Here is a 15703-nt window from a genome sequence, read left to right on the forward strand (position 1 = left end):
TCCGCGATGAACAACGAATCTCTCCCCGCCCCCAAACGTGTCCGCTTCGTCGAGCTCAGCGCCAAGGCGCTGCGGGCGCTCGCCGACGGTGACCTCGCCGGCGGCAGCGCCGAGGCTGGGGTCGCCCTCGATGAACACTTCGTCGGTGACCGGGCCCGCTGGATCTTCGGGTATCGCGCCGACCAACTCGCCAAGGACCCCTCTGCCGCGCCGTGGATCGCCAGGGCCGCGGTGTCCGAGCCGGACGGGGTTGTCGTCGGCGACGCCGGGTTCCACGGGCCGCCGGACGAGGCCGGCATGGTCCAGATCGGCTATACCGTCGTGCCGGGGTATCGCCGCCAGGGGTATGCCCGCGCCATGGTGACGGCACTGCTCGCCAGGGCCGCCGCCGAACCCGGTGTCAGGACCGTGCGGGCCATCATCAGATCCGACAACGAGGCCTCTCTGGCCACCATCGCGGGCTTCGGCTTCACGCGGGTCGGTGAGCGGGGGAACGAGCGCGACGGGATCGAGATCGTCTTCGAGATCCCGGCAGACGCGATCCCGGCAGACGCGATTCAGGCCGAGTAGGTGGACGACCTCGGCGGACACCGGAGTCGGGCTCTCGGGGAATCGCCGCCGGGCCGCCTGCGCCAGTGAGGCGGAGGTGATCCGCGAGCGCACAGCGCGTGGCGCCCGGAGGCGAGGCGCGGGCCCTCGGGGCGGACTTGCCGCTCCGAGGGCCCGCTGACGTCCGGCCTGGCTCAGACGGTGGTGATGTTCTCCGCCTGCGGGCCCTTCTGGCCCTGCGTGATGTCGAAGGTCACGGCCTGGCCTTCCTGGAGCTCACGGAAGCCGGAGGAGTTGATGTTGGAGTAGTGGGCGAAGACGTCCGGGCCGCCGCCGTCCTGGGCGATGAAGCCGAAGCCCTTCTCCGAGTTGAACCACTTCACAGTTCCGCTGGCCATGCTGGTGCCTCTCAGTCGATATCGGATCCGCACCGCGCGGATCCGGAGGTGATCGCCCTGGTCTCGCACTGCACAGCAAAGCGCCCGCACCGGAGCGCGGGCAGGTACTGCGAACCACGACATCTGACAGTGACGCTACACGGTGAAACCGGGCGCCACCAGAGAGCAACGGCCATGATCCGAACCAGGTTTACGGTTCCCCGCGCACAGCCGTTGGTCGCACATGGTTTGTCCTGGTTCGGGGGCGCGCTGGAGGGCGGACTCGCCGAGGTCACGAGGTGGGACGCCCCCGGTCGCCCACCGGCCTCCTCCGCCAGCGCGGCCATGTGGCCAAGTACGCACCCCGCGGACCCCCAACTGCCAGGAATTGCCACCGATTTGCCCGCGCTCTCTTCCCAAGCCATGTGACATGTGCAATTTTTCTGGCTGCAGTCACCGTAAGTCGCGTTCAAGCCAACGGATCAGTGCGGCCTCGTGGGTCATCGGAGCCTGCCCGGACACGCCCGTACGTACAGGGGCGGCCCGGACGGTTCGGGTGGCCTGCGGGATTCCCCCCACCACCGCGCGTCGTAGCGCGGTCTTCACTCCGCTGGGAGGCGGCACGTGAACACCCGAACGGAACGAACAAGACGAAGTCTCAGCGGCCTGCTGATACTCGCCCTGGCGCTGTGCCTGTCCATGGCCATGCTCGGCCAGACGGGCCGCGCCTTCGCCACCGAGCACCGAGGGCTGGCCCCGCAGCCCGCGAAGGCCGGGGCGGCCCAGCCCGCGCAGCACACCGTCCCACCACCGGTCGGCTCGACCGCCAGCGCCTCCGACCGTGCCGACGCACGGCGCAGCCCGGTCGACGCCGCGAACCGGCCCCCGCAGAACCCGGTCCCCTCGCGGACCGCCCCGCCGGATCACGGCCGTGAGCAGGGCGCGGCCGCGGCGTCCTGCACGCCGGGCGACTTCGGGAGCCGGACCGGCTCCGCGCTCGTCACGTTCGTCCAGGCGTCGACCACGGCCTGCGTCAACACGCTGTTCGGCGTGACCGGCACCGACGCCCGCAACGTGTTCCGCGAAGCGCAGATGGTCACCATCGCCAACGCGTTCCAGAGCACGGCGCGGAGCTACCCCGGAGACAACTCCACCCATGTGTGGCAGCTGGTGCTCTTCCTGCGCGCCGGGTACTACGTGCAGTTCAACCACGCCTCCGACGTGGGACCGTACGGCCCGTCCCTCGCCGCGGCGACCGAGGCCGCGCTGGACACCATGACCGCCTCCTCGCACTTCATGGACGTCAGCTCGGCCAACGGCGACGTCCTGGGCGAGGTCCTGATCCTCACGGACAGCGCCAACGAGCAGGCCCGCTACCTGAATACGTACAAGAAGGTGCTCAACGCCTACGACAGCACCTACGACGCCTACTGGAGCATGGACGCCGCCGTCAACGACGTCTTCACCCCGATCTTCCGCGGCCACTGGAACCCCGCCTTCATCAAGGCGGTGACCGCCGACCCGAGCATCGTGGACACCCTCGCCGCGTTCGCGCACAACCACCTGGCCAAGCTGAACGACGCCTGGTTCTACCTCGACTCCAACGCCGGTACGGAGACGGCCCGCTTCCTCGACACCCCCGCCCTCCAGGCCAAGGTCAGGCCGCTGGCGAAGGGCCTGCTCGGCGACTCGGCCATCACCGGTGCGACCGCGCCCCTGTGGGTCGGGGTCGCCGCCATGACCGACACCCACGACAAGGCGCAGTGCTCGTACTACGGGACCTGCGACTTCGTCGGCCGGCTCACCGCCGCGGCGCTGCCGATCACCTACAACTGCGACAGCGGACACACCTTCCGCGCCCAGTCACTGACCAACGCGGCGCTCACCGCGGCCTGTGCCAGCCTCCAGGGCCAGGACGCGTACTTCCACGGCATCGTCAAGGACAGCGGCCCGGTGGCCAATGACCACAACACGAACATCCAGGTCGTGACGTTCGCCAGTCCCAAGGACTACCAGACGTACTCCGGCTGGATCTTCGGCAACAGCACCAACAACGGCGGAGAGTACCTGGAGGGCAACCCCGCCGACCCCGCCAACCAGGCCCGCTTCCTGTCCTATGTGAAGAGCGTCAACGACGGCTTCCCCGGCGACATCTGGAACCTCAACCACGAGTACACGCACTACCTCGACGGTCGCTACGACATGGCCGGCGACTTCGACGCCGGGCAGGCCGTCCCGGACATCTGGTGGATCGAGGGCTTCGCCGAGTACGTCTCCTACAGCTACCGCGGTCTGCCCGACACCCAGGCGATCGCCGAGGCCGCACACCACACCTACGCCCTGAGCACCCTGTGGCAGAGCTCCTACGCCAACTCCGACCTGACCCGGACGTATCCCTGGGGCTACCTGGCCACCCGCTACATGATCGAGAAGCACCCGGCGGACGTGCAGAACATGCTGGCCAAGTTCCGTACCGGTGACTACGCCGGCGCATACGCGGTCTACAGCACCGGCATCGGCACCCGCTACGACGCCGACTTCAACACCTGGCTCGACGCCTGCGCCGCCGGATCCTGCGGCAGCACGGGCAACGGGCCGACCGCCGCCTTCGACCTGGCCGTCTCCGGTCTGTCGGTGAACCTGACCGACAAGTCCACCGACACCGGCGCCGCCATCACCGCACGCTCGTGGAACTTCGGCGACGGAACCACGTCCACGGCGGCCAACCCGTCCAAGACGTATACCGCCCCCGGTACCTACACGATCTCCCTGACCGTGACCGACGCCAAGGGCCTGACCGCCACCACGGCCAAGCCCGTCACCCTCAGCGCCACCCTCCCGGCCTGCACCGGCACCGACACCCGCAGACTGGACCAGAACTGCTCGCGCTCCGGCCGTTCGGCCAAGGCGGGCGACCTGGACTACCTGTACCTCTACCTGCCGGCCGGTACCGTGACGCTGCACATCACGACCACCGGGGTACGGGCAACGCCGACCTCTACTACAACGCCAACACCTGGGCGACCACCACGGAGTACACCGCCCGGTCGACGAGCACCGGAAACAACGAGAGCATCACCGTCACCAACAGCACGGCCGGATACCGGTACGTCAGCCTGTACGCGCAAACAGCGTTCAGCGGCGTCACGGTCACGACGGCCTAGTGACCCCGGGTCCTCGGATCCACGAGAGGCCGCGGTGCCGGGCCCGCTGCGCAGCGGGCCCGGCTCAGCCGACGTCGGGAATCGGGGCTTACCCAGCGCGTCGCGGCCGCCCTCGCTCCCTCACACGGTAACCAGGCTGCCGCGGCCACTCCAGGGCATCGTCGTTGGTCGACCACACCGCCGCACCGGCCAGTTCCTCGGGTGATCCTCTACTGCCCGGCGCGGGAGCGCATCCGGGACACTGACGGCCGTGACGGAAAACCGTACCGAGTGACACCGGGAAGGGCTCGCACCATGCTGGACGGCTGTACCCCGCTCCTGCCCGAGACCATGGGCCGCTACTACGACGACGGCTACTACCGGGGCGCAGCCCTGCCCCAACTCCTCGCCGAGCACGCCCGCACGTACACGACCCGTACCGCCCTCGTCCACGGCGAGCGTCGCCTCACCTACCGGGAGCTGAACCGGCGGGTCGACCGTGTGGCCGCCGGGCTCACGCTGCGGGGCATCCGGCCGGGCGACCGGGTCATCGTCCAGATGCCGAACGTGCCCGAGTTCGTCATCACCGTCTACGCCCTCATGCGGGCCGGCGCCCTCCCGGTGTTCGCGTCGATCTCCTACCGCGCGGACGAGATCGGGCACCTCGCCCGTGTCGCCGAAGCCGCTGCCTACATCGGCCCCGGCATCCACCAGGGCTTCGACCACGCCGCGATGGTCGCCGAGATCAGCGACGACCATCCGCGTCTGCGCCGCGCCTTCACCCTGGACGGCCCCGATGGTGTCCAGGGCGGCTTCACCACCGCCCCCAGCGGATGCCTGTTCTTCCCCCTGCGGTCCGTGGACGCACCGAGCAACGCGGACCGCACGTACAACCCCAACGACGTCGCCTTCTTCCTGCCGTCGGGTGGGAACGGCGGGAATGGCGGGAAAACGGTCTCGCCCCACCTGGTCCCGCGCACCCACAACGCATACGCGTACCAGACCCGGGCCGCCGCCGAACTGATCGGCCTCGGCCCTGACGACGTCTACCTCGCGGTCCTCCCGGCCGCCTCCCCCTTCGCCTTCGGCTGCCCCGGCATCGTCGGCACCCTCGCCACCGGCGGCACTGTCGTGCTGATCGACGACCCCGACCCGGCCGACGCCCTCCGCGTGATCGAGACCGAGAAGGTCACCGTCACCTCCCTCGACCCCGCCCTCGCACAGCGGTGGCTGGAAACGCTCCCCAACGGCGAGTACGACCTCGCCGGCCTGCGCCTCCTCCAGATCGGCGGCGCACACCTCCACCCCGACCTCGCGGCGCGTATCCCACCGGCCTTCGGCTGCCGCCTCCAACAGGTCTTCGGGGCGGCCGAGGAACTGCTCTGTCTGACCCGCCTAACCGACACCGACGAGGTCATCCGGCACACGCGGGGCCGCCCCCTCTCGCCCGGCGACGAGATCCGCATCACCGACGCGGACGGTACCGACGTACCGGCCGGAACTCCCGGACAGCTCTGGACGCGCGGCCCCTGCACCCTGCGCGGCTACTACAAAGCCCCTGACCACAACGCCCGCGCCTTCACCCCCGACGGCTTCTACAAGACCGCCGTCGTCGCCCGCCTCACCGGTGACGGCAACCTCGTCATCGAGGGCCGCTCGCACGGTAAGAGGTAGGCGCCGGGGGCCAGATCCGGCCGGAGAGGGAGAAACGTGTGATGCGGGCGCGACGCGCGTTCCATGCTGCCGAGCAGCCTCTTCGTCCCTCGGACCCGGACCTCGGAAGATTGGAATCCGCCGATGCGCCCGCACCGCCGTGCCCTGTCCGGCCTCACCCTCGCCCTGACCGTGGCCACCGCCTGTGTCCAGCCCACGGCTGCCGCCCCACCCCGCCAGACACCTTCGCCCGGCCACGGACACGACTACGACGACGTACTCGACCTCAGCGGCACCCCGGACGCGGCGCTTCCCGGGGGCGAGACGGACATCAACCCGGTCAACGTCTTCGCGGACCAAGGAGCTTGGCACGCGTACGCCCTGCCAGCGGCGGACGCCCGGGGCGGATACGGCGGCTTCACCGGCCCTCTCTACCTCGCGCAGGAGTACCCCTGGTGGCTGAGCACCGCGTTCAGCCGCATCCGGCTGAGCGAGGACGGCCGCCCGCTGGATCTCGCCGGCGGCGGCACACCGCGCTTCACCTCGCGCCCGGGGGCCCTGGTCCAGGCGTACGACCTCGGCGGCGGTCTCCGGCTCACCCTTGAGCTGCGATACGCCACCCACCGCACCGCCCTGGTGCGGGCCGCGGTACGCAACACCGGCCCGGCCCCGCGCACCCTCGGCGCCGACTGGACCGGAACCCTGCTGCGACCCGCCCAGGAGCCTATGCGCCAGGCGCCTTCGCTGGCCGTGGCGCCCGAGGGCGTCGCCGTCGACTTCGCCAAGGTGCGCGCGGCGGACGACTTCCTCACCGACGGCACCGAACGGTTCGAGGTCCGCCACAAGGACCCGGTCCGGACGGTCCTGACGGGAGAGGGGGACTCCTACCGTACGGAACTGACGGCGCCCTTCACCCTCAAGCCCGGCGCGGAACGCTCGCTGGACTGGACCGAGAGCTACACGTTCACGCGGGCCGAGCGGGTCGCGGAAGCGGGTGAGGTGCAGCGGGTGTTCGCCGACCCGGCGCGTACGATCCGTACCGTCGACGCCCGCTGGTGGCGGTACGTCGACGGCGTCACCGCCGGGGTGGCGCCCGGGCGGCGGCGGCTCGCCGTCAAGGCCCTGGAGACGCTGGTGACCAACTGGCGCAGCCCCGCCGGTCGCCTCCGGCACGACGGGATCACACCGTCCCTGTCGTACAAGTGGTTCGCGGGCGGCTTGTGGGCGTGGGACACCTGGAAGCAGGCGGTCGGCACGGCACGCTTCGACACGAGACTCGCCCAGGCGCAGATCCGCTCGGTGCTCGACCATCAGATACGCCCCGGCTCCACGACCCGGCCGCAGGACGCGGGGATGATCCCGGACGTCGTGTTCTACAACGACCCGCGGCGGGGCGGGACCAACTGGAACGAGCGCAACAGCAAGCCGCCGCTGGGCGCCTGGTCGGTGTGGGAGGTCTACCGGCACAGCGGGGACAAGGACTTCCTGCGGGAGGTGTACCCGAAGCTGGCGGCGTACGAGCGGTGGTGGTACCGCACTCGGGACCACGACCACAACGGGCTCGCGGAGTACGGCGCGACCGTGGATCCCGCCAACGGCACGGCCGGGCAGCAGCGGCTGGCCGCGGCCTGGGAGAGCGGGATGGACAACGCACCCCGGTTCGACGCCGCGGCGGGCACCTCGGTCGTGCCCAACCAGGACGGCTCGGGGCGGGTGATCGGCTACTCGCTGACCCAGGAGTCCGTGGACCTCAACTCCTACCTCGCCGCCGACCAGGAGCATCTGGGGCGGATCGCCGAGGAGCTGGGCAGGCGGGCGGCCGCCGACGAGTGGCGTGCCAAGGCTGCCGCCACCGCCAGGGCCGTACGGGAGAGGATGTACGACCCGGCGACCAGCTGGTTCCACGACACCGCGCTCGGCTCCGGCACCCGGCTGGTCGACCGGGGCAGGGGCATCGAGGGGGCGATCCCGCTGTGGACCGGTGCCGCGACCCGGGCGCAGGCCGCCGCCGTTCGTGAACGGCTGCTGGATCCGGGGGAGTTCGCTACGCCGATGCCCCTGCCGACGGTGTCCAAGAGTTCGCCGTACTTCGCCCCGCGGCAGTACTGGCGCGGGCCCGTCTGGCTCGACCAGGCGTACTTCGCCATCGCCGGAATGCGCCGTTACGGGTACGCCCGCGACGCGGACGCGCTGACCGCGAGGCTCATCGAAGGCGCGGCGGGCCTGACCGGGAACGCGCCGATCATGGAGAACTACGACCCGTTGGCCGGGGACCCGCTCAACTCACCCAACTTCAGCTGGTCCGCGGCCCTGCTGCTGCCGCTGGTCGGGCCGCCCGCACCCTGATCACACGCCACTTGATCCACAACTCTTGACAAGTGTTCATGTTCTGACTGCAGTTGCACTGCACCACGCCCACGAACGGCACTACACCCCGAAGGGGGCGATCAGCGCATGACCAAGCCTGAGAGCGCGGGAGACGACTACGACGTCGTGATCAGCGGAGCCAGCCTCGCCGGCAGCGCCGTGGCGATCCTGCTCGCTCGACGCGGTGTCCGCGTCGCACTGCTGGAACGCCGCTCGGACCCCGAGGCGTACAAGGTGCTGTGCACCCACTCCATCACGGCCGGCGCCTACCCGGTGCTGGACGAACTCGGCCTCGTCCCCGCTCTGGAGAAGGCGGGAGCGATACGCAACCACGCCCGCTGGTACACCCGCTGGGGATGGATCGAGCCGAGGGCCGCGCCGGGAGGCCCCGAGCTGCCGTACGGGTACAACATCCGGCGCAGCACCCTCGACCCGTTGATCAGGTCCCGTGCGGCGCAGACCCCCGGCGTCGATCTGCTCCTCGGCCACCAGGTGACCGGGCTGGTCCGGGAAGCCGGGCGAACCGTGGGAGTGCGCGCCTCGACACCCGAGGGCGAGCGCGAGATCCGGGCCCGTCTGGTGGTGGGCGCCGACGGCAAGGACTCGGCCGTGGCCAAGTTCGCCGGAGTGCCGACCCGGACGCACGAGAACGCGCGGTTCGGCTATCTCGCGCACTTCCGTGATCTTCCCCTGCGCGACGGGATCGCCCACGCCTGGTTCCTGGAGCCCGACATGGCGTACGCGTTCCCGAACGACGACGGGGTGACGGTCCTCGCCGTGCTCCCCGACAAGAAGCGGCTGCCGGCCTTCCGGGAGGACCTGGAGGGCAGCTTCCGCGCATTCGTCCAGGCCCTGCCCGAGGCGCCGCCCATCGACTCCGCCGAGCGCATCACGAAGATCACCGGTACGGTCAACTACCCGCTGCACAGCCGCAAGGCGACCGCGCCGGGCGTCGCGCTGATCGGCGACGCCGCCCTGACCAGCGATCCGCTGTGGGGCGTGGGATGCGGGTGGGCTCTGCAGTCCGCGCAGTGGCTGGCGGAGGCGGTCGCCGCCGCCGCGACCGGCCGGGGTGACCTCGACAGCTCGCTCGCGGCGTACGCACGCACACACCGGCGCCGTTTGCGCGGCCACCAGTTCCTGGCGGTCGACTATGCCACGGCCCGCCCGTTCAATCCCGTGGAGCGGCTGGTGTTCTCGGCGGCGGCGCGCGATGCGTCGGTGGCGCGGCACATGCATCTCTTCGCGTCCCGCCTGATCGGCCCGCTGCGTTTCCTGAGCCCCGTGGCACTGGCGAAGGCTTCGGCCGTCAACATCAGACATCGCCGGGCGAGCGTGCCACCCGCGAGCCTGTCACGCACCCAGTCATGACAGCTGCCGGGCTCAGGAAAAGCTCAGATCAATCATAAAGGTCCGGTCCGCAGGGCCGGGCTGTCCTGCCATCATGAGGACGCGCTCCGCATCCCCCGCCGGAGCGAATGGACCGACGCCGGGTAGCTCCCCGTGAGGTGCCCGGCTTTGTCCCGTCCGGAAGTCGTGGCCTGGTCACTCAGGCAGTGAGCCCGGCCGGCCCAACCCCCGCGTGGTAGCGCGAATGTGGCCGTGTTCCGCTCAGCGGACCGAAGTGATGGCCGTTCCGCGCGGAACTGGCATTCTGCATAGGCCGTGTCGCGGGAAATCGGATGAACGTTCCCGATTGCAGCGGACGTTGAGGCGTGGTGATCTGGGGAGATCAGGGTTCGAACCACTCCATGCAGCGACCGTGTCTCGCCAATGCCCTCCGGAACGCCCAAGTGATCGTTCCGATCAATCAACCGGACCGGTGCCCGACGCACCGCACGCCCTGCTGTTCGAGCCGCACTGGAGAGTTTTATGGAACCGCTATTCCGTATGGCGTTGATCCGCCCCGCGGTCGGCCAGGATCCGGATCAGCCGAGTATCGAGCTGGCGCAGCAGTCCGCCTTCCAGGACGTGCTCGCCACCGCGTCGCAATCGAGCACGCCGCGCGCCGAAGTGCGCCGGGTGGCGGGGGAGTTCGTCGCGTCGACCAGATTCATCGGGACGCCGGCGAAGACCCCGCTGGCGACGCAGACCGCCGCGTTCGCCGCCGCCCTCGGACGGCTGCTGGCCAGCCCGCCGGCCGGGCAGCCCAACGCCTTGCGGCTGGCCGTCGTCAAGGCGGTGCGGGACGCGTACGGCGCCGAGCCTGCGGCCGTAGTGGGCGGGCAGCCCTACCAGGACTCGGTGTCGCGGCTCCGGGACAGTCTGCTGGCGATCAAGTACCTGCCGACCGAGCACGGTCGGCCGATCGACGCGCTCACCGACCAGCTGCGGTACTTGGAGGTGGTGGCGCGGCTCGTCTCGGACACAACGTTCCCGGCCAAGGCGGACGACGTCCGGCGGATGCTGCGGCGGTCCCTGAAGCTGCCCAGGGCGACCGGCCTGGAACCCGAGCTGTCGACGAGCGCGGCCGAGGCCCGCCGACGGGAGCAGGAGGAGCAGGCCACGGCCCGCCGCCGGGAGCGCGCCGCCCAGCTGCTGGACACGCACAAGCGGCTTCAGGGCGCGGTGGTGGAGCTGACCGGCCTCGGCGGGGAGCATCTGCAGGCGACCGCGCAAGCGGACGGCGAGGGGGCCGTACCGGCCGCCGACCTCCAGCCCCTGGCCGCGCTGACCCGACAGGTCAGCTTCCACAGCCGCCTCGGCGAGGCGAACCTGCGTGCCCTGGGCCCGGTCCCGGCCACACCGCTCGCCGCGGCGGAGGGGGAAGCCCTCGCGGCAGGCGAGCCCGGCGCCGCCGACACCCCGGCCCCCGGCCGCTCCCTCGCCGAGCCCGCGGGGGACCCCCCGGCCCAGCCCGCTCCGGCGCCGCCGGTGGAGGGCGCGGCGCTGCTCGCGGGGCAGGTCTTCGGCGCGAAGCCCGACCTGCTGTCGGGCACGCCGCCGTTCAAGCCCTCACAACTCGGCGACCTCGGCTTCCGGCTGCGGGCCAGCGCCGTCGACACCCTGAGCGCGCCCACCAAGACGCTCCTGTCGGAGCGCGGCATCGCACTGAACGCCCAGCCGCTGGACCGCATCGTGGCCCAGTTGCAGGACGAGCGGACCTCGATCGGCGCGGAGCTGGAGACCCTGGTGGGCCGCCCGACACGCCGCAGCGTCAAGCGCATCGGCGACACGCTCGTCACCCTCTCGACCCCGCTGCCCTCCCCGTGGACGGACCTGGTCGTCGGGGAGAGCCTGGCGCCGGAGTCCGTGCCGCTTGCGGACGAGCGGGTCCCGCAGACGCGCGGCACGGTCGCCCCGTCCGGAATCGCCGACCTGATCCTGGTCCGCCAGCAGCTGATCGGGTACGAGGGCGCCGAAGTCGCCCACATCGAGAACGTGCTGCGCGGGGAGAGCAAGCAGCGCGAGCACACCCGGCGACAGGAGACCGAGCAGATCACCTTCACCGAGACCGAGGTCACCACGGCCGAGGAACGGGAGCTGGAGTCCACGGACCGGTTCGAGATGACCCGGGAGGCCAGCTCGGTCATCAAGGAGGACGCCCAGCTCAAGGCGGGGCTGACCGTGTCGGGCAAGTACGGGCCCACGGTCGAGTTCAACGCGTCCGTCGAAGGCTCGCTGTCCCGCTCGAAGGAGGAGGCCACGAAGTCGGCCGCGACCTTCGCGCAGGACGTGACGCAGCGCAGCTCCAACCGGATCTCCGAACGGGTCCTGCAGCGCACGTCCCTGCGTGTCACCACGGAGGTGACGGAGAAGAACACCCACGGACTGGACAACCGGAACGGCAACGGCAACATCTCCGGGGTCTACCAGTGGGTGAACAAGGTCTACGAGGCCCAGATGTACAACTACGGGCTGCGGACCATGTTCGACTTCATGGTGCCGGAGCCCGCCGCGTACTTCATCGAGACGCTCCAGTCGGCGCACGCCAGCGCGGTGGACCTCGCGAAGCCTGCTCCGTTCACGATGCGCCCCGACGAGATCACCGAGCTCAACTACGCCCAGTGGGTGCAGCTCTACCACGCGACGGACGTGTCCCCGCCGCCGGAGATGTACCGCACCAAGTCGTTCGACTTCAAGGCGGGCGGCGGCGACAGCAAGACCGACTACACGCACTCGGGGCAGGTCGGTATCGACGACGGCTATATGGCCGTCCAGGTGTCCTGCGGCGCGCTGTTCAACCTCTGGCAGCAGAACTGCAGCGTCGACGTGCTCGTCGGCAGCAGGACGCACCGGTTCCACTACGGCGACTGGCTGTGGACGGCGCCGATGACGCAGGAGCGCGACTCCGTTCCGGTGGCCGTGCAGACCTGGCGGATCTCGGAGGTCGCCGTCGGAGTCGAGGTGAAGTGCCAGCGCACCGAGCGGGCCCTGGACAAGTGGCGTCTGGAGACCCACGCCAAGCTCACCACCGCCTACCTCGCGCGCCTGTCGGAGTACGAGCAGCAGCTCGCCGCCCTCCAGTTGCAGGCCGGGGTGCCGATCCACGGCCGCAACCCGCTGGCCAACCAGCTCATCGTCGCCGACGAGCTGCGCAAGAGCTGCGTCAGCATCCTCACCGACCAGCACTTCGACCTGTTCGGCTCGATCGACGTGGTGACGGCCGACGGGCGTGCGATCCCGCAGATCGACGTGGCGGAGGCCGCCGCCGAAGGCGCGTACGTACGGTTCTTCGAGCAGGCCATCGAGTGGGAGCACCTGACGTGGGTGGCGTACCCGTACTTCTGGGGCCGTAAGAGCCAATGGGACGAGCGGCTGAGTTACGAGGACCCGGACCCGCAGTTCAACCAGTTCCTCAAAGCCGGGTTCTGCCGGGTGACCGTGCCGGTCCGCCCCGGTTTCGAAGGGGCTGTCGACCACTACATGAACTTCGGGGAACTGTGGAACGGCGGCCCGCTGCCCGCGATCACGAGCCCGCTCTATCTGCCCATCGCCGACGAACTGGCCGAGCGGCTCAACCGTCCCGGCGACGAGGTCCCGCAGGGCGCGCCGTGGCGGGTCCGCATCCCGACGACCCTGGTGAAGCTGCGCCACGACGACGAGCTGCCCGTCTGGCGCAAGGACGCGTCGGGCGAGTGGGTGGAGAACTGAGGAAGAGGAGCGGTTGGCATGGCGAAGGCCACCTCGTTCGGCGCGGTTGTCGCACTGATCCGGGCCGCGGAGAACCTGCTGATCAAAAAGGCCGGTCAGACGTCTCCCGCGGAACGCGTCAGTACGCTGCGGAGCGTCTATTACGGCACGGAGTGGAGTCTCGACTTCAAGGTGGAATCCGCCCGCAGCCAGGGCGGCGCGCGCATCCGCAACATCGGGTTCCTGACGTACACCGGAGGGTTGATGCCCGCCGATCCCCGGCCGGCCTTCGCCGGGACCACCATGATGGCCGACCTCCAGGCCAGCCAGAGCATCCGCGACCGGGGGCGCGGCATCGACATCGGGCACATGCTGATCGGACTGGAGGTACGTTCGAGCCGGATCCTGCGGACGCTTGACTTTCCGGGACAGGGCGGAACCGGTCTGGAGATCGTGACGTGGCTGGGTGATCTCGGGGGTGGCGCCGCGAACCTCGCCAAGCGCCGGATCCTGCGGCCGACGGGTGTGGAGGTCATCTTCCACAACCGCACGTCGGACTACAGGGTGATGGACAACCTGGAGGGCGACGCGGCCGGATACCTGGTCGGCTGCGGCACGACGCCCGGCGGGCCCCCGCAGTACCCTCCGGGCAAAGGCGTCGCGGACGTGCTCGCCGGCTACCTCCCGTTGGGCGGCAAGGCCGAATGGGCCCAGCGCGCGGCCCGGTTCGCCAGCGCGCTCGGTGGCACGGTGTCCTCGGCGGGGATCGGCAACCAGGCCGCCCTGATCGACAAACTCACCGACAAACTCTACGAGTTCGCGGTGTGGTACGCGGCGACCAGATGGGTGCCGTCGGGCGAACTCCTCGGTCCGGCCGCGGACAAGGCCTGCCAGCACATGAAGGGGGCGGCACGTGAGGTCGCCACGGTCTTCGTCGCCACGCTGTCCGCCGCCGTCGCACACCCCCCGAACCCCATCGACGCCACCGGGCCGTACCCGGGACAGAGCGCCACGGGCCCGTGCGCCAGCACGCTGCTGAAGAGCGCGTCCACCGATGTCGGCGCGGTCCGCCAACAGCTCGACCAATGGGTGAAGGAGCTTGGCCACTTGTTCCAATGACCCTTGACCTTGGTGGTCTTGACCGTCATGGCGCCGGACGTCCGGCACAGGCCGTGGGCTGCTTGGTCTGTGCCGGTGGCGCTCGTCGGGGGGGGCTACTCGCTCTTGCAGGCGGTGACGTTGTCGTTGGTGCCGGGGACGGCCGCGGCACGGGCCGCCTGGAAGTTGGCCTCGAACGCGCTGTAGACGGACGGCGTGGTGATACGCAGCATCGCCTCGTCGTTGTTGCGCAGCGCCGGACCGCTCCAGTTGTGGCTGCCGGTCCACATGAGCTTCTGGACGCTGCCCGCGTACATGCCGTCCACCATGACGTTCTTGGAGTGCACGATGCGGTTCGGGGTGGTGCTGTCGGCGTCGTCGTCTTGCTGGTAGCAGCGGTTGGTGATGCCGGAGACACCGTGCAGGGCGTTCCACGTTCCCGTGTCGGTCTCGCTGTAGACGAGGTCCACCAGACACCCCGCCCCGGCGAGCGCGCGCAGCTTGTCGGCCACGTCCTGGCGGCTGATCTTCAGCATGGCCGCGTGGACGGTCGTACGGTGCGAGCCGGCGGTGTCGGTCCAGCGGCAGGTGATGTTGTCCAGCGCGTTCACGACGGTGTCGGTGGTCGCGTCGGTGCCCGCGCGCGGGAAGAAGTAGTACTTGTAGTCACCGGCGTTCCCGTACGTGTACGACCAGGCGCCGCGGTTCTGCGCGGGCAGCTTGTCGAAGTAGGACAGGTAGCCGCCGTACAGCTCGGCATTGCCCGCGACGGTGACCGAACTGTTCCAGTAGCGCGTGTAGTTGGACGGCGTCAGGTTCGAGGTGAGCTGCACGACGACGTTCTTCTGGGCGCCGCCGCCGACACTGCCGGCCAGCAGGAACTTGTTGTGGTTGATGCCGGTCCCCGCCGGGCCCAGACAGGAGCTGCCGGTGGCGCAGAGCTTCACGTACGAGCTCTGCGCGGTGTCCGTGCCGAGAGCGGCCCGCAGGATGTCGTACGACTTCGGGTAGTCGAGGGTGCTCGCGTCCAGGACCACCTTGACGCCGACGCCGCGGTCCGCCTTCGCGGCGACCAGTTCGTTGGCAACCGTCTCGTCCCACAGGTGGTACATGGCCAGCCGCAGCGAGGTTCCGCTGTCGGCGTTGGCGACGACGGACCTGACCTGGCTGCGGATCGCCTGCTGCGCGGTGCTGTCACCGGTCGGATCGTTGAAGACCGGGCCCGTGGTGACCGTGGCGGCGCTCGCGGTGTCCACGGGCCCGACGAGCATCCCGGTGAGGACCCCCGTGGCGACGGCGAACGCGCCGATGGCGGTACGCAGTCGGCCGGGTATACGGATGAGCTTCATGTCTCCCCCTCTGAGATCCCGAAATCCTCGCGCATCTTAGCCGCGCGTGGAGATCTCCGGGGCTGGCGGAAAACCAGTGGAACAGCGCCGCCGC

8 protein-coding genes and 1 pseudogene are annotated in these 15703 nt (G+C 70.1%); 7 read left to right on the forward strand and 2 right to left on the reverse strand.

Annotated elements, in window-relative coordinates; translation table 11 throughout:
• Positions 1–6 precede the first annotated feature (6 nt).
• Complete coding sequence (locus tag BX283_RS36210; protein ID WP_101391618.1) at positions 7–570, forward strand: GNAT family N-acetyltransferase; 564 nt, start codon at positions 7–9, stop codon at positions 568–570.
• Positions 571–743: 173 nt separating this feature from the next.
• Here the strand turns inward: BX283_RS36210 and BX283_RS36215 are convergent, their stop codons facing one another.
• The gene (locus BX283_RS36215) at positions 744–947 is read right to left on the reverse strand and encodes a cold-shock protein (RefSeq protein ID WP_101391619.1); all 204 of its coding nucleotides are present in this window, start codon (positions 945–947) and stop codon (positions 744–746) included.
• A 678-nt stretch (positions 948–1625) separates the two neighbouring features.
• Between BX283_RS36215 and BX283_RS36220 the strand changes: the two are divergent.
• The 6 genes and pseudogenes from BX283_RS36220 (at position 1626) to BX283_RS36245 (ending at position 14281) form a co-directional block, all read left to right on the forward strand.
• Positions 1626–4090 (forward strand): annotated as a pseudogene (locus tag BX283_RS36220) (collagenase).
• Between the two features lie 294 nt (positions 4091–4384).
• Positions 4385–5743 carry an AMP-binding protein gene (locus BX283_RS36225; protein WP_101391620.1) on the forward strand — a complete coding sequence of 453 codons (1359 nt, stop codon included), beginning with the start codon at positions 4385–4387 and terminating at the stop codon, positions 5741–5743.
• Positions 5744–5866: 123 nt separating this feature from the next.
• Positions 5867–8068, forward strand: coding sequence for a trehalase family glycosidase (locus tag BX283_RS36230; RefSeq protein WP_101391621.1), 2202 nt, complete (start codon positions 5867–5869; stop codon positions 8066–8068).
• Positions 8069–8176: 108 nt separating this feature from the next.
• Positions 8177–9460 (forward strand): NAD(P)/FAD-dependent oxidoreductase, encoded by a 1284-nt coding sequence (locus BX283_RS36235; RefSeq protein WP_101391622.1) that lies wholly within the window; start codon positions 8177–8179, stop codon positions 9458–9460.
• A gap of 519 nt (positions 9461–9979) precedes the next feature.
• A complete protein-coding gene (locus BX283_RS36240; protein WP_101391623.1) occupies positions 9980–13183 on the forward strand; it encodes a hypothetical protein in 3204 nt (1067 codons plus the stop codon).
• Positions 13184–13201: 18 nt separating this feature from the next.
• Positions 13202–14281, forward strand: a complete 1080-nt coding sequence (locus tag BX283_RS36245) for a hypothetical protein (protein ID WP_101391624.1) — start codon at positions 13202–13204, stop codon at positions 14279–14281.
• Positions 14282–14376: 95 nt separating this feature from the next.
• Here BX283_RS36245 and BX283_RS36250 read toward each other — a convergent pair whose 3' ends face one another.
• A complete protein-coding gene (locus BX283_RS36250; RefSeq protein ID WP_101391625.1) occupies positions 14377–15609 on the reverse strand; it encodes a phospholipase D-like domain-containing protein in 1233 nt (410 codons plus the stop codon).
• Between the last annotated feature and the right edge of the window lie 94 nt (positions 15610–15703).

It is taken from the genome of Streptomyces sp. TLI_146, from assembly GCF_002846415.1.
In the GTDB taxonomy this organism is placed as follows: Bacteria; Actinomycetota; Actinomycetes; order Streptomycetales; family Streptomycetaceae; genus Streptomyces.